General features: G+C 60.3%; 18 protein-coding genes. 12 read left to right on the forward strand and 6 right to left on the reverse strand.

The genetic code is table 11. The annotated features are described in order from the left end of the window. Positions 1 to 13: 13 nt before the first annotated feature. The 5 genes from BLS87_RS32110 to BLS87_RS32130 all read right to left on the reverse strand — a co-directional run bounded on the left by BLS87_RS32110 (position 14) and on the right by BLS87_RS32130 (position 5,861). A complete protein-coding gene (locus BLS87_RS32110) occupies positions 14 to 1,165 on the reverse strand; it encodes an acyl-CoA dehydrogenase family protein (protein WP_074759167.1) in 1,152 nt (383 codons plus the stop codon). Positions 1,166 to 1,168: 3 nt separating this feature from the next. Beyond that, positions 1,169 to 2,266 (reverse strand): enoyl-CoA hydratase/isomerase family protein, encoded by a 1,098-nt coding sequence (locus tag BLS87_RS32115; RefSeq protein ID WP_074759169.1) that lies wholly within the window; start codon positions 2,264 to 2,266, stop codon positions 1,169 to 1,171. Between the two features lie 210 nt (positions 2,267 to 2,476). Then, positions 2,477 to 3,055, reverse strand: coding sequence for a TetR/AcrR family transcriptional regulator (locus BLS87_RS32120; RefSeq protein WP_074759171.1), 579 nt, complete (start codon positions 3,053 to 3,055; stop codon positions 2,477 to 2,479). A 131-nt stretch (positions 3,056 to 3,186) separates the two neighbouring features. Continuing rightward, entirely contained in the window at positions 3,187 to 5,334 is a 2,148-nt protein-coding gene (gene egtB, locus BLS87_RS32125) for an ergothioneine biosynthesis protein EgtB (RefSeq protein ID WP_074759173.1), read from the reverse strand. A gap of 170 nt (positions 5,335 to 5,504) precedes the next feature. Beyond that, entirely contained in the window at positions 5,505 to 5,861 is a 357-nt protein-coding gene (locus tag BLS87_RS32130; protein WP_074759175.1) for a DUF427 domain-containing protein, read from the reverse strand. Between the two features lie 282 nt (positions 5,862 to 6,143). On the opposite strand from BLS87_RS32130, the gene BLS87_RS32135 reads away from it, so the two are divergent. From BLS87_RS32135 to BLS87_RS32155, 5 genes are all read left to right on the forward strand, one after another. Then, complete coding sequence (locus BLS87_RS32135; RefSeq protein WP_074759177.1) at positions 6,144 to 7,316, forward strand: XdhC family protein; 1,173 nt, start codon at positions 6,144 to 6,146, stop codon at positions 7,314 to 7,316. A gap of 394 nt (positions 7,317 to 7,710) precedes the next feature. After that, the gene (locus BLS87_RS32140; RefSeq protein WP_074759179.1) at positions 7,711 to 9,390 is read left to right on the forward strand and encodes an MFS transporter; all 1,680 of its coding nucleotides are present in this window, start codon (positions 7,711 to 7,713) and stop codon (positions 9,388 to 9,390) included. Positions 9,391 to 9,491: 101 nt separating this feature from the next. Continuing rightward, entirely contained in the window at positions 9,492 to 10,598 is a 1,107-nt protein-coding gene (locus BLS87_RS32145) for an HlyD family secretion protein (protein ID WP_425262259.1), read from the forward strand. A gap of 448 nt (positions 10,599 to 11,046) precedes the next feature. Beyond that, complete coding sequence (locus BLS87_RS32150; protein ID WP_074759183.1) at positions 11,047 to 11,307, forward strand: DUF2790 domain-containing protein; 261 nt, start codon at positions 11,047 to 11,049, stop codon at positions 11,305 to 11,307. Between the two features lie 74 nt (positions 11,308 to 11,381). Then, the gene (locus BLS87_RS32155) at positions 11,382 to 12,605 is read left to right on the forward strand and encodes a cytochrome c biogenesis protein DipZ (RefSeq protein ID WP_074759185.1); all 1,224 of its coding nucleotides are present in this window, start codon (positions 11,382 to 11,384) and stop codon (positions 12,603 to 12,605) included. 12 nt (positions 12,606 to 12,617) lie between these two features. Here BLS87_RS32155 and BLS87_RS32160 read toward each other — a convergent pair whose 3' ends face one another. Continuing rightward, positions 12,618 to 13,160, reverse strand: coding sequence for a cytochrome b (locus tag BLS87_RS32160; RefSeq protein WP_074759187.1), 543 nt, complete (start codon positions 13,158 to 13,160; stop codon positions 12,618 to 12,620). A 609-nt stretch (positions 13,161 to 13,769) separates the two neighbouring features. Here BLS87_RS32160 and BLS87_RS32165 point away from each other — a divergent pair. The 7 genes from BLS87_RS32165 to BLS87_RS32195 all read left to right on the forward strand — a co-directional run bounded on the left by BLS87_RS32165 (position 13,770) and on the right by BLS87_RS32195 (position 19,826). Continuing rightward, the gene (locus tag BLS87_RS32165; RefSeq protein WP_083370818.1) at positions 13,770 to 15,011 is read left to right on the forward strand and encodes a transaldolase family protein; all 1,242 of its coding nucleotides are present in this window, start codon (positions 13,770 to 13,772) and stop codon (positions 15,009 to 15,011) included. Then, positions 15,008 to 15,745, forward strand: coding sequence for a sulfotransferase-like domain-containing protein (locus BLS87_RS32170; RefSeq protein ID WP_074759191.1), 738 nt, complete (start codon positions 15,008 to 15,010; stop codon positions 15,743 to 15,745). The genes BLS87_RS32165 and BLS87_RS32170 overlap by 4 nt, the downstream gene beginning before the upstream one ends. Further along, positions 15,742 to 16,665, forward strand: a complete 924-nt coding sequence (locus tag BLS87_RS32175; protein WP_244165937.1) for an SDR family NAD(P)-dependent oxidoreductase — start codon at positions 15,742 to 15,744, stop codon at positions 16,663 to 16,665. Before BLS87_RS32170 ends, BLS87_RS32175 begins: the two co-directional genes overlap by 4 nt. Further along, positions 16,557 to 17,687 carry a hypothetical protein gene (locus BLS87_RS32180; RefSeq protein ID WP_244165938.1) on the forward strand — a complete coding sequence of 377 codons (1,131 nt, stop codon included), beginning with the start codon at positions 16,557 to 16,559 and terminating at the stop codon, positions 17,685 to 17,687. The genes BLS87_RS32175 and BLS87_RS32180 overlap by 109 nt, the downstream gene beginning before the upstream one ends. Next, on the forward strand, positions 17,647 to 18,459 hold the full coding sequence (locus BLS87_RS32185) for a class I SAM-dependent methyltransferase (RefSeq protein WP_083370819.1): 813 nt from the start codon (positions 17,647 to 17,649) through the stop codon (positions 18,457 to 18,459). Before BLS87_RS32180 ends, BLS87_RS32185 begins: the two co-directional genes overlap by 41 nt. Before the next feature lie 21 nt (positions 18,460 to 18,480). Further along, positions 18,481 to 19,092, forward strand: coding sequence for an adenylyl-sulfate kinase (gene cysC, locus BLS87_RS32190; RefSeq protein ID WP_074759195.1), 612 nt, complete (start codon positions 18,481 to 18,483; stop codon positions 19,090 to 19,092). 98 nt (positions 19,093 to 19,190) lie between these two features. Then, the gene (locus BLS87_RS32195) at positions 19,191 to 19,826 is read left to right on the forward strand and encodes a CGNR zinc finger domain-containing protein (RefSeq protein ID WP_167362133.1); all 636 of its coding nucleotides are present in this window, start codon (positions 19,191 to 19,193) and stop codon (positions 19,824 to 19,826) included. Positions 19,827 to 20,790: the final 964 nt, after the last annotated feature.

Raw genomic sequence — 20,790 nt, forward strand, 5'->3', positions numbered from 1 at the left:
CCGCGCGGGGCTATTACAGCGCGTAGTGCCGCAGCTCGCGGGCGATCAGCAGGCGCTGGATTTCGCTGGAGCCTTCGTAGATCTGGGTGATACGTGCGTCCCGGTAGTATTTTTCCACCGGGTAGTCTTCGAGGTAGCCGTAGCCGCCATGAATCTGTACGGCTTTGGAGCAGACCCACTCGGCCATCTCCGACGCAAACAGCTTGGCTTGTGAGGCTTCCGACAGACAAGGCCTGCCCGCCGTGCGCAAGCGCGCGGCGTGCAGGACCATCAAGCGTGAGGCGTTGATGCGGGTGTGCATGTCGGCCAGCAGGTTCGAGACGCTCTGGTGTTCGATGATCGGCTTGTCGAACTGCACCCGTTCACGCGCATACACCAGCGCCGCTTCAAACGCTGCACGCGCGATGCCCAAGGCTTGTGCGGCGATGCCGATGCGTCCGCCTTCAAGGTTGGAGAGGGCAATCGACAGCCCCTTGCCACGCTCGCCCAGCAGACTGGACGCGGGAATACGACAGTCGCTCAAGGTCACCGCGCACGTGTCCGAGGCGCGGATGCCCATCTTGTGTTCCATTCGGTCGACGCGATAACCGGGGTTGTCCGTGGGCACCAGAAACGCCGAGATGCCTTTCTTGCCCAACTCTGGATCGGTCACCGCAAAGACGATTGCCAAGTGGGCGCGCTTGCCGTTGCTGACGAATTGCTTGGCGCCGTTGAGCACCCATTCACCGTCTTTGAGCTCGGCGCGGGTGCGCAGGTTATGGGCTTCGGAACCGGCCTGCGGTTCGGTCAGGCAAAAACAGCCGATGGCTTTGCCGCTGGCGAGTTTTTCCAGCCACGCTTGCTTCTGTTCTTCGCTGCCGTAATTGAGCACGGGGCCGCAACCCACCGAGCTGTGCACGCTCATCAAGGTGCCGGTCGCAGCGTCACCGGCGGAGATCTCCTCCACCGCCAGGGCGTAGGCCACGTAGTCGATGTAGGTGCCGCCCCATTGCTCCGGGACGATCATGCCCAGCAGCCCCAGCTCGCCGAGCTTGTCGACCAGCCTGTCATCGATCCATCCGGCCTGTTCCCACGCGTGTGCATGGGGCGCGATTTCGTTGCGCGCAAATTCGCGCGCCATGTCGCGGATCATGATCTGTTCTTCGGTCAGTTCAAGGTCTTGCATAGGTCATGCCTCATGACCGCTGAAGAAGCTCGCCACGTGCTCGGCATCCAGGGCCTGCACGGTGGGCGGGTTCCATTGCGGCTTCTTGTCTTTGTCTACGATCAGGGCGCGGACGCCTTCGATCAGGTCGCCCCGTTCGAACCACTGCCGGTCCAGATGCAACTCCAGTTCGAAGCAGCCTTCCAGCGTCAGGTGTCGACCCCGGCGCAGCATCTCCAGCGTCACGGCCATGGCCAGGGGGGAACGGGTTTTCATCAGATTGGCCGTGTCGACGGCCCAGCTGTGGGTGTCGATGACGGTCACTTCCAGCAGTTGCTCGATGATGCTCGGGATGTCCGGCAGGGCAAAGAAATGATCGATGGCCGGGCGCAGTTTTTCCAGCGGCGGATCCGGCAGGCGCTGCACGGCGATTCTCGCCAGCACGCCTTGCAGGTCCTTGAGCGGGGTCAGTGTCCACTTCAGGTTGTCGAGCTGGCGGTCGAGATCATTCAAGCGTGCGCTTTGCAGGTACCAGTCAGCCAGGCCGCAGTACAGCGCATCGGCCGCTTGAATCTGCACGCCGGTGACGCCCAGGTAAATGCCGAGTTCCCCGGGCACGCGCGGCAGGAAATAACTGCCGCCAACGTCAGGGAAATAGCCGATCGCCACTTCAGGCATCGCCAGCCGGCTGCGCTCGGTCACCACGCGCAGGTCCACGCCCTGCGCCAGGCCCATCCCGCCGCCCAGCACGAAGCCGTCCATCAAGGCCATGACGGGTTTGCGGTAGTGATGGAGGGTGAGGTCCAGCGCATATTCTTCGACGAAGAAGTCCTGATGGTGGGGCTCACCGTGTTTGAAGCTGTCGTAGAGTGCGCGGATGTCGCCCCCCGCACAGAAGGCCTTCTCGCCGGCCCCGCGCAACACCACTGCATAGACCTTGTCGTCGGTGGCCCATTCATCCAGCTGGCGTTGCAACTGGCGGACCATGTCCAGATCGATGGCATTGAGCCCTTGTGGGCGATTGAGGGTGATGTGGCCAATATGATTGCGTACGTCGGACAGAACGGTGTCGCAGGCCGGTTCATGACCTGAGGACTTGGCCGATACTACCTGTGCCGTCATTGCAGACTCCCTGTGGCTTTTTATTCTTGCTCGTTCAGGCGGCCATTCGAGCCGCATTCCATGAGGTTCAGCAGGGATGCTAACAGCGCAATTTTGCAAATGACAATGAAGAATCGTGCAGGGTGGGTGTGCAAGTTTGCATGGGAGAACGGGTATTCACCGGTAAATTCCGACCCGGCGCCCTGCAGCAAAGGCTTTCGCTTTCGCCGCTCAGCGCAGGACGCTGGTCGCCAGAATCGTGGAGAAACTGTCCAGCGCGGCGGTGTTGCGCTGAGCCTTGGCCAGCAGAACGGCGCCTTGTACCGAGGCGATGATGAACAGGGCGACCTGCCGGCTGTTGAAGTCCCGGGGCAGGTCGTCCGCCTGAATGGCCTCGTCCAGACAACCGCGAACGTGGTCGCTGAGCCAGTCATAAATCTGCGCCAGACGCGCGCGGATCGGCTCACTGTGTTCGGTGCTCTCAGCGGTGAAGTTGCCGAGCAGGCACCCTTTGTTTACGGCGCATTCGAGCGCGCTTTTGTGGAAGTCGACATAGGCTTGCACGCGCGCGATGGGTGGCAGTGATGGGTTGAGCAAGGTCTGTCCGACCATTTGTCGGGTGCCTTCGAAGTAGAGATCGATAATCTCCAGGCCGAAGGCTTCCTTGGACACGAAATGATTGGTGAACGACCCCTGAGGCACTCCGGCCGCCTGCACGACGTCACGCACACTGGCGCCTGCGAACCCTCGCTGATGAACAACCTTCAGTCCTTCGGTCAGTATCTTTTCACGGTGCGATGGTTTAGCCATGGAGGGGCAAGCTGCCTGTACCCGGTCGGGTCGGTTTTGAAGAGGCCGGACGTTATCAGCCGGGTACGGCTGGCGTCGATAAGCGCCAGAAGGATCGGTTGCGGTGCGCCGGTCAGCGCACCGCAACGTTTCTACGCTTGCAGGCTGAACAACGCCATCTCTGGCGCGTCGCTGATCCAGACCTGGCTGACCGACCACCCTGCACGCGCCGCCAGTTCAGTAAAAGACGCCACCGTGAACTTGTGCGAGTTCTCAGTGTGCAGCCGCTCACCGGCAGCAAAGTGAAAGCGGTGGCCCGCAACGTTTACCACCTGCTCGACCTGACTCACCAGATGCATTTCCATGCGCTCCCGTTCGGCATTCCAGAGTGCCAGATGATCAAATGCCCCAACGTTGAAGTCGGCACTCAGCTCGCGATTGATGCGCGTCAGCAGGTTCTTGTTGAAGCGTGCCGTGACGCCCTCGGCATCGTCATAGGCCGCAACGAGCGTGTGAGCGTCTTTGACCATGTCCACGCCGACGATGAAGTGAGCGTTCTTGCCCAGCACATCGTGTGCCGCATGAAGGAAGTCCACGGCCTGTTCGTGGGTGAAGTTACCGATGGTCGAGCCCGGAAAGAAACCGACGCGGGTGTGGCCATCGGCTTCCTTGGGCAGGGTCAGTACGCGAGTGAAGTCGTCCACCTGTGGTGCAACCACCAGCGTCGGGTACTTCTTGCGTAACGACTGCGCCGCCTTGTTCAACGCAGTGGCGCTGATGTCGATCGGCACGTAAACGGCAATGTGCGGCGCGGCGTCCAGCACCAGTCGGGTTTTCTCGCTGGCGCCGCTGCCAAATTCCACTAGCGCGGCACCGTCGGGGATCGACGCGGCGATCTGATCCGCAATGCCTTTGAGCAAGCCGGTTTCAGCGCGGGTCGGGTAATACTCGGCGGTTTCGCAGATGGCCTCGAACAGGTCCGACCCCATCGCGTCGTAGAAATATTTCGGCGACAGCGTCTTGGTCGGTTCCGATAAACCTGCAACGACATCGCGGGCGAACTCGCTGTCGTTGGGATTCACCACGCCCGGTTGGCGGCTGTCACGGGCCAGGCGCAACCCGGCGACCATCCAGCGTTTTTCGGTCTGGAAGAAGTTGCGATAGGTCAGGCGGCAGTGATCAGGCGAGGTCACGCTGGCGCCACCGCGCAGCACCATCTGGTTGACCATGAATTTACCGTTGTACTCACCCACGGCACCGGCCGAAGGCTTGAAACCGGGGTAGGCGCTGTAGGCACTTTGTGTCCACTGCCAGGCCACATCATCGACCTGTTCCAGTAAACCGGCCCGGGCGGCGGCTTCCCATTCGGCCTCCGTCGGCAGGCGGGCGTCGGCCCACGTGGCGAACGCGGCGGCTTCGTAATAACTGATGTGCGTCACGGGACCTGCCGGGTCGATGGGCTCCAGTCCGCGCAGGCTCATGCGTTTCCAGCCGTTCTCGTCGTGTTGCCAGTACAGCGGCGCGTTCCAGCCGTTTTCCTGGACCATCGTCCAGCCTTCGGACAACCACAGAGCGGCGGTGTGATAACCGCCGTCTGCGATGAAGCTCAGCCATTCGCCATTGGTGACCAGCCGATCGCTGATTTCGAAGGATTGCAGGTACGTGGTATGTCGCGGGCCTTCATGATCGAACGCAAAGCCGTGGCCGTCGTGACCGATTTGCGTCAACCCGGCGCTCAATGGCTTGAACTGGCCGCGCCGTCCAGACGCATCTTCCGGCCAGTCGGGGCTATACGCGGGCTTGAGCGACGACAGGCTGAACAGGTGCAGGATGTCCATCAACAGCAGTTCCTGATGCTGCTCCTCGTGGGCGAGGCCCAGTTCGATCAGACTTGTGATCTCGTCGGACAACGGGGTCATCAGCAAGGCCGACATGTGTTCATCGACGTGTTTTCGATAGGCCATCACCTGATCGACGCCCGGACGGGTCATCAGCCCTCGTTGCGGGCGAGGGTGACGTGGGCCTACGGCTTCGTAATAGGAGTTGAAGAGGTAGCCGAAGGTCGGGTCGAACGGCGTGTAATCGGGGAGGTTGGGGGCCAGCAGGAAGGTTTCGAAAAACCAGGTAGTGTGCGCCATGTGCCATTTCGCCGGGCTGGCGTCGGGCATCGACTGCACCACCATGTCCTCGGCACTCAGTGGAGCAACCAGTTGTTCAGTGCGAGTACGCACGCCCTGATAGCGCTTGCACAGAGGATACGTGGCGGATGTTTCGCGAAGCTGGCGTGAATGGCGCGTCATCGGGTGTTCTCCGGATCTTGCCGGCGCCCGGTTGGCTGAGTCGGTGCAGCCAGGCGGTACGGCTTTCCTGCGTTCTTCTCATGAGCGAGCCGCAACGGTGTTCGTTGCGGCCCGGACGTCGTGTGGCAAAAACGATGGAGCGATGCAGCGAGGCGATGACTGGAAAGGACTCAGTGAATGTCCAGGGTCACCTTGTCCGGGTAGAACGCGACGTGGCCCTCGATTTCTTTCACTGAGGGATACGCCTCTTCATAGGTCCAGACGGCGTTTTCAGCGATTTGGCCGTTGGCGCTCAGGCTGAAGTAGCTGGCATCACCCTTGTAGGGGCAATGGGTTCGATGTTCGGTTCTTTCGTAATGTTCAATCGAAATATCCGAGCGGGGCACAGAAATGACTGGCGGATAGCTGGCTTCCTTCAGTTCCAGTGCCTTGTCGCTTTGCGCGACCTGGACGCCCTTGAACTGAACCGTGACCCGGCCGTTGAGTGGGGAAAGGGTAATGGGGTGATCGGGACCTGGAATTTTCATGACGATAATCCTGTGGCGAGGAATTCTGTTTTACAGAAGAGACCGACAAGCCAATACCCGTCGGCACGTTGACACCGAAGAAGGAAAAGCAGTGTAGTAGGAAGCAATATGGATGAACGTATTTTTTTGCGTTGCTCCGTGCGGGGTGCCTGCGCGGGGTGAGTGAACGCTTGAACCTGAGGCGCTGCCGGCAGTCAGCAAGTAAACGCACCAATATGCTAGGCAGCGATGCCTTGCCGATTGAACAGTACCGTTTCAGCTCATGACTCAGTGGGGACATGCATGAATGATCTATCCAGTTTGCTCGCGGCGCTCGATCAGGCGCAGGCCGGGCAGCAGGAAACAGTGATCGCCACGGTGGTCAAGGTCGAGGGTTCGGCTTACCGACGACCCGGTGCGCGGATGGTCATCGCGCAGGTGGGTGAAGCCACGGGCACCGTCAGTGGGGGTTGCCTGGAAAGTGACGTGAGCAAGAAGGCCTGGTGGTTGACGGCCAGTGGCAAGCCGTCGATTCGTGCGTACAGCACCGGCGAGGACGACGATGAACTGGAAGAAGCCGAGTTGAGTTTTGGCCTGGGCTGCAACGGCACGGTGCATATCCTTTTCGAACGCGTGCTGCCAGAAGGTGAAAGCCTGGTGGTAGACATACTGCGCGAGGTCAAGGCCAGCGGTCACGGCGCCGCGCTGGCGACGGTGATTGGTTCGCACAACGACCGGCAGGTCACGGTCGGTGAGCGGGTCGCATTGTCCCCGTCGAGCGGGTTGCGCACGCACATGCATGAACGCTGGCTGGCGCAGGCGATTGCCGAGGATCTGCGTGCGGTACTCAGTGCTCGTCGTTCTGCCACTCGAACGTATGAAGGGGCGGGCGGGGAGATCGAAGTGCTGCTGGAATACATTCCGGCGCCACGTCGGCTGGTGATTTTCGGGGCCGGTCATGACGCTTCTCCGTTGGTGAGCATGGCGCGCTTGCAGGGCTGGCACATCACGGTGATCGATGCCCGCCCGCATTTCGCCCGGGCTCAGCGGTTTCCCGAAGCAGACCGGGTTCTGGCGGCGCCGCTTCAAGCCTTGCCCGATCTCACCGCGATGGTGGCGGATGCCGCTGTGGTGGTGATGACCCATAGCCTCACGCAGGATCGTCACTGGCTCGGTCAGGTCCTCAACGGTGCGCCGCGCTACATCGGGCAACTGGGGCCGCGCAGCCGCACCGAGCGGTTGCTCGATGAAATGCCTGCTCAACTGCGCGAAGGCCAGGCGTTCTCCACCCTGCATTTCCCCGTCGGCCTGGACCTGGGCGGTGACACGCCGGACAGCGTGGCGTTGTCGATCCTGTCGGAGATCAATGCCGTGTTCAACGGCCGTGCGGGTGCCATGCTCAAGCACCGCGAGGCGAGCATTCATGCGGTGGACGTGAAGCTTGAGCAGGAGCCGGGGTTGCGGATGATCGGGTGAGCCCGGCGACCGTTCGCTCGCAGGTCGCCCTCGAGCGATGTCAGCGTGCAGAATCTGTGGGGTGAGGTTGCTCACGGGCACTGAGTTTCAATCTTCGCAGGCCGGCTGGATGTTCCGGCCTCTTCGTCAGCACGCTGACTCCCACAGGTGATGTGTCTGATATCGCTTATGGGTATCGCTGACAGTCTGCTTGCTTTCGTCGTGGGCAAGCCAGGTTAGCAGCAGGGTTGCAGGTGAACTCCAGGCGCTGCAATTCCTTTGGCTACATCTAAACTCCCTCAAACGGATCCTCAGACACTCGACAAATAATGCCGAATCATCATCACGCGCGAGCGGCCGGTGAGTCATATCGTTCTGGTCACGGTCTCAGGACAGCATCCATCAGGTCTGCTCGATGAACGACAAGTACACGCCTCATAACTGGGCTCCTCATGAGCGGCCGACCATACCGGGTTCGCCTTCCACGCCGTTGCACTCGACGCCCAAGCGGCTGGCGTTTGCGATTGTCGGCGTCATCGTCGCGCTGACCGGCGGGTTGGGTAACGCGCTGGTGGTTGCCAACCTGCAATACCTGCAGGGCGCGCTGGGGGCCACGCAGGCAGAAATTGCCTGGCTGCCAGCCGCATACGTCATGACCAACGTCTCGATCAATCTGCTGCTGGTGAAATTTCGCCAGCAATACGGACTCCGTGCGTTTACCGAAGGCTTTCTGGTGCTGTATGCGTTGGTGACCTTCGCCCATCTGTTCGTCAATGACATTAATTCGGCCATCGCGGTACGCGCGGCGCATGGCATGGTCGGTGCGGCCCTCAGTTCGTTGGGGCTGTATTACATGATTCAGGCGTTCCCGCAGAAGTGGCGGATGAAGGCCCTGGTGCTGGGGCTGGGGACTGCACAGTTGGCGACCCCGCTGGCACGGCTGGTCTCCGAAGACTTGCTGCAGATTGCCGAGTGGCGAGGGTTGTATCTGTTTGAGCTCGGCATGTGTTTGCTGTCGCTGGGGTGTGTGCTGGTCCTCAAACTGCCGCCGGGCGACCGCTTCAAGGCGTTCGAGAAGCTCGACTTCCTGACCTTTGCATTGCTGTCCTCAGGCTTTGCGGCCCTGTGTGCGGCGTTGTCGCTGGGACGGATCGAGTGGTGGCTGGAAGAGCCCTGGATCGGCATGGCGCTGGCGTTTTCCATCGCGACGATCTGTGCAGGGCTGGCGATCGAACACAACCGCACGCGACCGCTGCTCATCACCCGCTGGCTGGGCAGCGGGCGGATGCTGAGGTTTGCCTTGAGTGTGCTGTTGACGCGCATTGTGCTGTCCGAGCAGGCAACGGGGGCCGTGGGTTTTTTACAGGGGCTGAACCAGGGCACGGAGCAGTTGCACACTTTATATTTATTCATGTTGCTGGGCAGCGTCGCCGGGCTGTTGGTCAGCGCCATGACCATCGACCCGCAGCACCTGTTCAAACCCCTGATCATCTCGCTGGCGCTGATGGCCATCGGTTCCGGCATGGACAGCTTTTCCACCAGCCTGACCCGTCAGCCACAAATGTATTTCAGTCAGTTTTTGCTGGCGTTTGGCGGTACGTTCTTTCTGGGTCCGACATTGGTACTGGGCATCAGCGGGGTGATCAGCAACCCGCGCAACATGGTGAGTTTCTCGGTGATGTTCGGGATCACCCAGAACGTCGGCAGTTTGATCGGATCGGCCTTGCTGGGGACGTTTCAGGTCTGGCGCGAGAAGTTTCATTCGTCCTACCTCGTCGAGAACGTGACCTTGCTCAACCCGCAGGTCCAGTCACGTTTGCAGAGTTCGAGCGGGTCGTTACTGTCAGCGATTGCTGACCCGACCTCACGCACCAGCCAGGGCATACGCACCCTGGCGACGGCCGCGACCCGCGAGGCCAATACACTGGCCTACAACGACGTCTTCATGCTCATCGCATTGATCGCGGTCTTGACGATGATCTGGATCACCAGCCGTGCGACCTGGCTGTGGATCACCACAGAACCGGTGGCGCCGTTCACCCCGTCGGCACCTGCACCTTCCTCCGTTCCCTCTTCTGGCGCGCACTCTTCATGACAGAACCCGGCAATCCTTCGGACAAACCTTCAGGCGATGCGCCCGGCAACTCCGCAACCCAATCGGCACCGACCACCGGGCCGGCGCCTGCTCCCGCGGTGATGCCCGCCACCACGCAACCGCGCTCGGCACGCATTCGTCTGGTGTCGTCGATCCTGTTTGGCGGCGTCGCGCTGGCGGGCGTGTTGATCGTGCTGTACGCCTGGCAACTGCCACCGTTCAGCAGCCCCATCGAAAGCACGGAAAACGCGCAGGTGAGGGGGCAGACCACGATCATTTCGCCGCAACTGAGCGGCTACGTTTATGAAGTGCCAGTGCAGGATTTTCAGTGGGTGAAGGCGGGTGACCTGCTGGTGCGCATCGACGACCGGATGTATCAACAGCATCTGGATCAGGGGCTTGCGCAACTGGGGATTCAAAAGGCCGCGCTGGAGAACAACCTGCAGCAGCGGCGCAGTGCCGAAGCCACCATCGCGCAGCGTCAGGCGACTGTTGCAAACGCCGAGGCGCAGAGCCAGAAGGCGGCGGCGGACCTGCGCCGCAGCAACGCGCTGGTGACCGATGGCTCGGTGTCGAAAAGCGAACTGGACGTGACCCGCGCGGCAGATGCGCAGGCGCGTGCAGCGCTGGCTGAAGCCAAGGCAACGCTTGAAATAGCCCGGCAAGATTTGCAAACGGTGATCGTCAATCGAGGCTCGCTGGAGGCGTCGGTCAAAAATGCCGAAGCCGCCATCGAACTGGCGCGCATCGACCTGACCAACACCCGCATCACTGCACCTCGTGACGGTCAGTTGGGGCAGATCGGTACGCGACTGGGCGCTTACGTGAACTCGGGTGCGCAGTTGATGGGGCTGGTGCCGCGTCCGCGCTGGATCATCGCCAACATGAAGGAAACGCAGATGGCCAATGTGCGTCTGGGGCAGCCAGTGTCGTTCACTGTGGATGCCCTGGAGAACCGCAAGATGCGTGGACGTGTGCAGCGGATCTCACCGGCGGCGGGGTCGGAGTTCAGCTTGTTGCCCGCTGACAACGCGACGGGCAACTTCGTGAAGATTGCCCAGCGGATTCCCGTGCGTATCACGGTGGACGGCGATCAGGATGATCTGGCGCGTTTGCGTCCGGGCATGTCGGTGGTGGTCAGTATCGACACCAGTCAGGACGGCCCGATTCCGCCGGATCCGGTGGATGGGTCGGTTGAGCAGCCGTAAACAGTTGGCCTGCCTCGTGCTTGGCAGGGATAGGTGTTTCGACGCGCGAGGCATGAAGTACAAAAGCAGAAGTCATTTGATCGTTCCCGCGCTCCGCGTGATAACGCAGGGACTGACGCTCTGCGTCAGCGTGGACGCGGAGCGTCCTGACAGGCATTCCCACGCAGAGCGTTGGAACGATCCCGGGTATCGGCTTCTGCCGTCAGGCAGAACCAAATGATCAGCCCCCCCAAAATGGCAGAGGTACCGAGCGCCTCTAGCGCCGACCGTAAGCCAACCCAGCACACGCCTTTGTATCGCACTGTATCCACACCCCCCTGCGACACGTAGCGATGCCATTGACCGCTTTGCGGACACATCCGCGATACCTCCAGACCGTTCAATAGGCGCCATCGAGGAACAACGCCTCGGCCCATTTGAACCATCAGCCATCGCTCTGGAGATCGCCATGAACTGGAAAAATCTTTCAATCGCCACCCTGTTTGCCGCCCTCAGCCTGGGCGCTCTGTCCGCTCAAGCGCAGGACTCCGTGAAGTCTGAAACCTACACATACGGTACCCATCTGGACATCAAGAAAGTGATCTCGTCCAAAGAAGGCACCACCCCCGCCTGCAGTGTTGTGACCTCGCAACTGACCTACCTGGATTCGACGGACCAGGTCCACGTCCTCGACTACCTGAGCATGTCGGACGGCTGCCACGACAACTGAGTCGTCCCTTCAAGACGCCGGTTTCCAAGGGGCGAGGTTAACGCTCGCGCCTTTTCTGATTGCAGGTAATGCGTATGTTGCTCATCGCTTTTCTGGGCGGGATCGTCACGGTCCTCAGCCCGTGCATCCTCCCCGTCGTGCCGTTTCTGTTCGCCCGCGCCGACCGCTCGGCCTCTTCAGTGCTGCTGACGTTGCTGGGGCTGACGCTGACCTTCGCGTTGGTCTCCAGTCTGGCGGTGGTGAGCAGTGACTGGGTGGTGACGGCCAACGGCATCGGTCGCCAGGTCGCGCTGGTGGTGTTGGTGTTGTTTGCGCTGTCCTTGCTGTCGGCGAAGGTCGGGAGCTGGTTGATGTGGCCGTTGGTGACCCTCGGCAACCGGCTTGACCCGGCCACCCGGCGGCTGTCAGGTCCTTCGGCTTCGCTGTTGATCGGCGTGGCGACCGGGCTGTTGTGGGCGCCGTGTGCCGGACCGATTCTGGGGATCATCCTGACCGGTGCCATGCTGCAAGGACCGAGTGCGCACACCAGCCTGTTGTTGCTGGCGTACGGGCTGGGGAGCGCAGTGTCGCTGGGCACGCTGATATTTGCCGGACGCGGTGTGCTGACCCGAATGAAACTGTCGTTACCGGTGACCGCGTGGCTCAGGCGCGGCGCTGGTTGCGCAGCGTTGCTGGTGGCTGTCGTGATCGCCAGCGGGAACCAGAATCAACTGCTGGCCGGGACATCCTCAGAAGGTGCAGCGGCCATTGAGCAGCGCGTACTGACTGGCGTGCCGGCGGTCATCGATTACCTGGTGGACAGCGTGAAGGCTGCCACGGCGCCTGATGTCAGCAACAAAGGGGACATGCCATCGCTGTCCGGCGCGGTGCAGTGGTTGAACTCGCCTGCACTGAGCAAGGAATCATTGAAGGGCAAGGTGGTGCTGGTGGATTTCTGGACCTTCGACTGCATCAATTGCCAGCGCAGCATTCCCTACGTGAACGGTTGGGCGAAGAAATACGAGAAGGACGGTCTGGTGGTGATTGGTGTACACACACCCGAGTACCCCTACGAGCGCGTCATCGACAACGTGCGCAAGAACGTGGAGAAGCTGGGCCTGAGCTACCCGATCGCGATCGACAATGACTACGCCATCTGGCGCGCGTTCGGCAATCAATACTGGCCCGCGCATTACATCATCGATGCGCAGGGCCAGATTCGATACACCCACTTCGGTGAGGGCAGCTACGACACCCAGGAACAGGTGATCCAGCAACTGCTCGACGAAGCCAAGGCCCAGGCCAAGCCCCAGGGCTAGTGCCGGGTGGGGTTACACCATGCGCCGCACGGTATTGTCCTTGCGCACGAAGTGATGCCAGACCGCAGCGACCACGTGCAACCCGATGACGTAATAGAAGATTGTGCCCAGCAACACATGGAAGTGTTCCAGGGTTTGCGCGGTGTCCTTGGCGATATCGAAGGGCGCCGGAATGGTCAGCGACGTCAACGGGACCGGCAGCGCGCCGCGTTCGAGCAGCACGGTGAACAACCCCAACAGCGGTTGCGCGAAGAGGAATGCATACAACGCGTAGTGCGACAAGGTGGCGGCCAGCCGCAGGATGCCTTCCAGCGGCGGGGTAACCCCCGGCGGCGTATGACGATGACGCTCCGCCACCCGGAAAAACGCCATGATCAGTACCACGATCCCCACCCAGAAATGCGATTGCACGACAAAGGTTCGCAGGTCGGTACCCTTGGCGAACTGACTGCGGCTGAGTATCAGGGCATACGCCAGCACAATCAGGGCAGCCATCACCCAGTGGAACCAGCGAGCCCGGTAGCTGTAGCGTTCAGTGTTCAGTGGTGTCGTCACGGTCAGGTCCCTCGATTTTTTGATGTTCTCGCCTGATTTAAGCAGGTTGCCGATAAGAACACGATGCTCGCTACAGGTTTCAGCAGGCCTTCACATGAACGCCTCGACAGGAATGACGAGTGCAACTTGCAAGCGCTGTAAGAGTTATTCCAAGACGTGGATGTTCTGTGCATCAGGCCGATCTCATAATGGCGATTGAATAACTGTCCATTAAACGGCTTAATAATGTCATTAAGCCTTCAATGAATTTTTCCCGGCTGGCCACGTTATATGGGGGATATCATTGATTCGTTTGTTAATGTCGGTTGTACGATGTTCTAATAGTATATGTCTGAATGTTTCTTATTCTTCTCCATATGAAGTTATTCAAACGAGGGGGTGAAACGTGTTTGAACGCGTTTGCTAATGGCGTCATATAAAGTTCTGTTCTTATACGTATTCGTGATTAACAAACCATCAAAACGAGTTTGACAGGTAATCCGCTTGGATCCATCTTTACCCCGGAAGGTTCAGAGCGTCTGACTATCAGTCTGATCAGACTGGCATTTTGCCCAGCTTTGCTGGGGCCCTCGTCATCATTAATGGATACCTGCATACAGGACTCTTCACATGGAAGTCCCCGGATTCGCTTGTCTTTTGAAAAAGAACACTGTGGATTCCGAACTATGGTGGGATTCGTCTCCGACGATCTATGGCGCCTTTAAAGATCGAATGATTACCCAATACCCGAGCATGTTTGACGTGATCGAGAGTTGGCTTCCCGATAACTTTTCAGCCAGTCAATCAGGCCTCAGCGGTGCAACTACCAATCCCCGACTGGTTGCACGTGCGGTGCTGGAAGATCCTCAACGGTGGCAGGATTTTGCCGACCGTCTTCCCTCGCAGCTGACGGATTGCGACAAAGCGCGTCAGCTCTACGACCAGGTGATCGTGGAGGGGGCGGGGAAACTTCGCGCGTTATGGGATGCTACGCAGCAACGTCAGGGCTGGTTGTCGGCACAAATCGAAGGCGGCGAATGGATGCACGAACGCCTGCTCGTCACACGCGGGCTGCAACTGGCCAGTCTGGCCCCCAACGTGATGATCAAGGTGCCCGGCAGCGAGCAGGGGTATCGGGCGATCGAACAGCTGGTCGCCCAAGGGTGTTCGATCAATAACACCTTCTGCTTCACCGTTTCGCAGTTCGCGGCTTGCCTGAAGGCCATCCACAGCGGTCGTCTGCGCGCACGGGTGACGGGGGTGAACACGGACCGGGCCCGCTACGTCATCACGTTCATGATGGGGCGGCTGGGTGCCGAACAGGAATTTGAACGTCAAGCCGCGCAGCGGCGGCTGTGCCTGACCGCGACGGACCGGCGCTGGGCGGAACTGGCGGTCTATCAGGCGATTCAGGCGTTGTTGCGGCGTTGGCAGACACCGGCGCGGTTGTTGCTTTGCAGCCTGAAAGTCGACACCGATGTGCGCGGGCGTGAGCATTGCTGGCACCTGCAGCGCACGGGCGCAGACACGACCTTGTACACCCTGACGCCGGACATCCTTGAGTTTCTCATCCGCCGGCAACAGCTCAATCAGCCGGTGACGCCCGCCACCGAATGGGTGCAGGTACCACGGCGGGTTCTAAATCGGCTGATGGCGATTCCTTACTTCAACCAGGCGTACTTCGAAGGTGAACTGGCGCCGTCACGGTTCGCGCTGCATCCTGCGTTCGTCACCGCCAGCCACGACGCCCGAGAAGGACAAGCGCAACTGCTGGCGTTTGTGAAAGGCCCCAGCAACACGGCGTTGTTCCCCGCGCTGAGGCCCCTGAGCGATCTGGCCATGCGTGATATGGCGATGGGGCGTGTGTCATGAATCGCATGATCGCGCTGTGGGCCCATCCGCGTTCGCGCTCCACAGTGCTGGAGCGCGTGTTCATCGAACGGGGGGACTTCGAGGTCTTCCACGAACCCTTCGCGCACATGGCTTTCAATGAGCAGTCGGCCATTCCCCACGACGACTTGGACTGTGGCCTGCCGCGCACCTACGAGGGGATCAAGTCCTTGCTGCGCAGCACGCGTGAGCGGCGCAACGTGTTTCACAAGGACATGTGCTACCACTGCCTGGATGAACTGAAGACAGACACCGACTTTCTGCTTGAGCAGCAGCATGTATTCATTATTCGCGAGCCAGGTCGGGCCATCGTTTCGCACTTCGCGATGTTTGCTCAGATGCCCTTGCACGCCATCGGCCATAAAGCCCTGTACGACGTGTTCTGTAGGGTCACCAAGCTCACCGGCAAGATTCCGTACGTGATCAACGGGGACGATCTGGCGAACCAGCCGGAAGAAACGCTGCGCAGGCTCTGCGATCACTTGCAGCTGGAGTTCCTCCCCGAAGCGCTCAGTTGGGCGCCGTCCTGTCCGCCCCAATGGCAGGCCTGGCGCAGCTGGCACAAAGACGCCGAACGCAGCACGCACATCGTCGCGTCGACATCGGATTTCGACGAGCGACAGCTCACCGCCCATCCGCATCTGATGGGTTACTACCACGCGCACCGGCCGTTCTACGAACGCATGAATCAATTCACTCAGCAGGGACGCTCATGAAAAAAATTGTCATCACTGGCGCTGCCAACGGCATAGGCAAAGCGACCGCCATTGCCTGTGTGGAAGCAGGTTATTACGTCATTGCCGCCGACAAGGACAAACAGGGTTTGCGTAACCTCCAGGACCTTTTGCCCGCCCACCGGCTGGAGGGGCATGTTGCCGACTTTTCCAGGCCAGACACTTATCGGTCCTTTATCAGTGAACTGTACCAGCGTGACGATCGCCTCGCGCTGCAGGGACTGGTGAACAACGCGGGTCTGTACCACGGCAAAAGCGTTTACGAATACAGCGATGAGGAAATGGAAGAAATGTGGTCCGTGAACCTCAAGTCACTGGTCTATCTGTCGAGGGACTTCGCCCGTCACGAGCTGCAAGCGCCGCACGCGCGCTGCATCGTCAACATCACATCGGTGGCCGGTGAGGTCGGCAGCATGGATGCGCTCTATGGCGCCACCAAGGCTGGCGTCATTGGCCTGACCAAGGCCAACGCCTGGAATTTCGCGCCCCGTGTACGCGTCAATGCGGTCTCGCCGGCCTTGATCCGGCAGACCTCGATCCATGACCGCATCCCCGAACATCGCCGCAAGGAGTACGAGCGACAGGAGGTGCTCAAAGAACCGATTCATCCGGAGGGGGTCGCCGGTGTCCCTGTTTCTGTTGTCCGATCAGAGCCGTCATCTGACCGGAAAAATCATACCCGTGGACAACGGTGCCTACCCGCGCTGATGCGCAGTCTGGACACTCAGGGAGATGAAACATGCAACGCAAGAAATTGCTCATCGTGGGCGGCGGTAACCTGTGCCTGCAGGTTTTGCAAATCCTCGCGCCCCGCAATCAGTTCGACTTTCATGTGGCCAGCCGCAACCTGGAACAGGCGACCCGCCTGTGCAACCTGGTCAGCCTGGGTGCGTTGCAGCTGAATGTGTCGGTCCGCATCCAGGCGTGGGAAATGGACCTGACGGAATCCGCGATCGAACGCAACGCCGAAACGCTGTCCCGGATCAAACCGGATGTCATCCTCAATTGCGCGTCTTTGCAGTCCTGGCGCGTCATTACGCAACTGCCCAAAGCGACGTTTGACGCACTGGATCAGGCTCAGCTGGGGCCCTGGCTGCCGATGCACCTGGCGCCCGCGTACGCATTGATGCGTGCCGTGAAGCAGTCCTGCCCCAAAAGCCTGGTGGTCAACGCGGCATTCCCCGACGCGGTCAACGCCGTGTTGTACAAGGTCGGGATGGCGCCGGACGTCGGCGTGGGCAACATCGCAAACCTGATTCCCGCAACGCGCTGCGCCATCGCCCGTCTTGCGCGGTGCGAGCCGTCGCGGGTCTGCGTCAAACTGATCGGCCAACACTTTTTCAGTCACTACGTGCCACGCCATGGTTTGCCACAGCAGGCGAACTTCAATCTGTCTTACTGGATCGATGGCCGGGAACGCACGGATGAATTCAATGCGGACGTGATCTTTCGCAGTGTGGCGGACAACTTCCGTCGCCTGGGGGGCGTCGATGGACAGTACCTGACGGCGATGTCGGTCATCAGTGTCCTGGAAAACCTGTTCGCCGACGAAGAGGTGCATGTGCATGCACCCGGACCACATGGTTTGCCGGGCGGGTATCCGGTGAAGGTCGGGATGGGTCAGGTGCTGCTTGGCCTGCCTTATGGCGTCCGGCGTGAGGAAGCCATTCAGGTTAATGAGGCCGGGCAACGACAGGACGGCATTCAGTCGATCATGGCCGATGGCACGGTCATGTTCGGGAGTGCGCAAATGAACGTCATGGAGCAGATGCTCGGCTACTTCGTAGCGGGCATGAAGGTCCAGGACGCCGCCGAATGCGCCAATGAGCTGGGTCAAAAATATCAAGCGTTTGCTCACAACATCAGCCAACAAGGAGTCAGCCATGTTCCCCAGCAACGCATCCTCACCCGTCAATTCGGCTGATTGCCCTGACCTGAGCAGTGTGGGTCAGGCCGTCGCGCCTGCCGCCTATACCGAACAATACAACGCTGATTTTGTCAGTCGCTGGGACGAGTTGATCGACTGGAACAAGCGCGCGGAGGGAGAGGGGACGTTCTTTTCGCAACTGCTGTTGCAGGCCGGCGCGTGCCGGATATTCGATGCCTCCTGCGGCAGCGGTTTTCATTCGGTACAGCTGCGTCGCGCAGGGTTTGATGTAACGGCTTGCGATGGCAGCCCGACCATGGTCAGGCAAGCGAAGGCCAACTTTGCCAGCCGAGGCCTGGACATTCCCACCCTGTGTTGCGACTGGAATGACCTGGACCCTCGGCAATTGGGCACCTTCGATGCGGTGCTGTGCCTGGGCAGCTCGCTGTGTCATGTCTTCGAGGAGGCCGAACGCATTGCGGTGTTGAAGCGGTTCCGTCGGCTGCTCAATCCGGGAGGCGTGCTGCTGGTGGATCAGCGTAATTTTCAGGCCATTCTCGCCGGGCAGTTCTCGTCATCCGGTCGCTACTACTATTGCGGCAAAACGGCGAAGGTCACGTTGGGCGAGTTGCACGAGTCGTTGTGTGAATTCGTTTACACCTTCGCCGACGGTGCCAGTTATCGCTTGCGGGTGTTCCCGATTCTGCCGGGTCGGCTTCGAGGCGAGATGAGAGCGGCCAGGTTCGTGGTGAAGCAAAGCTACGGCGATTTCAAATCTGTCTACGACCCGATGGCCGCCGATTTCATCATTCATCAGGCGCATGTTTAGGTCACACAAGGAGGTGTACTCATGGATATTCAACAGCAGCCCCAGGCGTCGCGTCACAACCTGTTCGCCTACAACTTCGCCCACGGCGCTGCGCCGCAGGGGCAGCCGACGCCTCATGTGATCTGGCTGACAGGGCTGTCCGCTGCCGGAAAATCCACCATTGTCGACGGGCTGAACCCGGTGTTGCAGGCGCGCGGGCTCAAGACCTGCATTCTGGATGGCGACTCGTTACGCAGCGGCCTGTGCCGGGACTTGGGGTTTACGGATCACGATCGTGACGAAAACGTTCGGCGTGTGGCCGAAGTCGCGGCACTGATGGCCGACGCCGGCCTGACGGTCATGGTGGCACTGATTTCGCCCACCCGTGCCGCGCGGCATTACGCCCGCTCGATCATCGGCAACGAACGCTTCGTCGAAGTCTTCGTCGATGCGCCGCTGGCAGTCGCCGAAAGCCGTGATCCCAAAGGGTTATATCGCCGTGCCAGAGAGGGCGAGGTACGCGGTTTTACGGGCATCGATTCGGTGTACGAGCCACCGGTATTTACGGAGCTGCATATCCACAGCGACCAGGTCAGTGTGGCGACAGCGGTGGAGATGATCGACGACTGGTTACGCCATTCGCGGGGATTTTAGAGGCGATTCCGCGCAATTTGAGGGGGGTTGGTCAGAAAGTCCGGTGTGTTGGCCCATCTCTGCCATTATTTAGGCTTCAGCCAATGCCGGGGTGGGCCATGTCCGTCGGTCAATTGAAGATCAACGCTATTCGTTTGGTGGGTGGCGTGAGTGTGCTCGACTATCTGAATACATGTGATGGCCGAAGGCCCGGCACATCGCTGACGGCGGTGGTGGATAAGCTTTCGAGCCTTGAGGAGATTGTGCACTGGTTTCTTCACGCCGGGCTGATTGGTGAGGCCGAGCACGCCCGGTGCGTGGAGCTGGTGCAGCAATCGTCCTGGCATTCGGTGACGGCGTTCAGGCAGTTGATCGGTTTTCGTGAGTCACTTTACCGGCTGTTTCTGTCTGTGGCGTTAGGAGAGCCGGTTGACGCTCGCGAGCTTGAGGCGTTGAACGAGGTGCTGGTGTCGACGTCGTCGCAACGCGCGCTGATTTCGATACCGGCCGGGTTCGTCTGGACGTGGCGCCCATGCGAGACCCTGGATGGGATGACGTCCGGTTTTACGGGGCGGATCGCGGTACAGGCGGCGGCGCTTCTCACTTCTCCGGACTTGGCGAGGCTCAGGCTGTGTGCCTTGCCGGATTGCGATTGGTTGTTCGTGGACACGTCGAAGAATGGTCGTCGGCGGTGGTGTCAGATGAACGTGTGCGGGGCCAAAGAAAAGGCCCGGCGCGCGGTGGGGCAATTTTAAGCTGTTTTTTTGGTTTGGCAGTTGGCATTGGGCCGATTCATGACTGTTTCTTTAAGGGGGCGCTGGCTTCTGGTTCTGCCTAACCGGTGACGCCAGGGGTAGGGTGCTTATCCGCTTGCTCGGGTGTTGCTGAGTTTTCGGGTTGGCCTAACGGCCAACTGTTCCGCCTTCGGCGGGTTACTTGAAAACCGGAATGCCGGACCATCCCCAAGTAACCAAGGGTCTGAACTCCCGGTTTGGCCTCGACTTCGTCCAGGTTCCTTCACTCCGGCGACGCTCCGTGGGCCCGCCGCCATCGGCCATCCATGGCCGGGGGCGGCTCTCGCGGCATCCATGCCGCTCGGCCCACTACGCGCCACCTGCGCTCAGCCTGCACCCAAGTCGCGTTTTGTGGTGTCTGGAAGTACGCGGTATGAAGATCAAAAGCGAGAGCAGGAGCAGCTTGCTGCTCTGCTTTTGATTCTGCCGAAGGCGTAGGAGCGCGCTTGCCCGCGATCTACCGCGCAGCGGTAGCAAAATCAGGCGACTCAATCATGTCTGGCACTCCGCATGCACAGGTCTTGCTGCCGGTTCCCGGCAGATCGCGGGCAAGCGCGCTCCTACAGTTGAAAATGCAGTGCGGGAGATGGATGTACGAACCAAAAATGCGAAGAGCGTTAGCTCCAGCCCGCGTTGCTCTTTTACGCGACAGTTCAGACGATACAAATCGCGACTTGGGTGCAGGCCAAACGCAGATGACGTGGAGTGGGCCGAGCGGCATGGATGCCGCGAGAGCCGCCCCCCGCCATGGATGGCGGATGGCGGCGGGCCCACGGAGCGTCGTCGGAGTGCGGGTACCCGACGAAGTCGGGCCAAACCGGGAGCCAACCTGAACTGACCCCCGAAAGTTGGACACCCAGTCCAACCGAGGGGACAGCCATGACGAAGTACGATCCAGCCTTCAAACTCAAGCTGGTTAAACAAT

It is taken from the genome of Pseudomonas abietaniphila (genome assembly GCF_900100795.1).
GTDB classification, from domain to species: domain Bacteria; phylum Pseudomonadota; class Gammaproteobacteria; order Pseudomonadales; family Pseudomonadaceae; genus Aquipseudomonas; species Aquipseudomonas abietaniphila.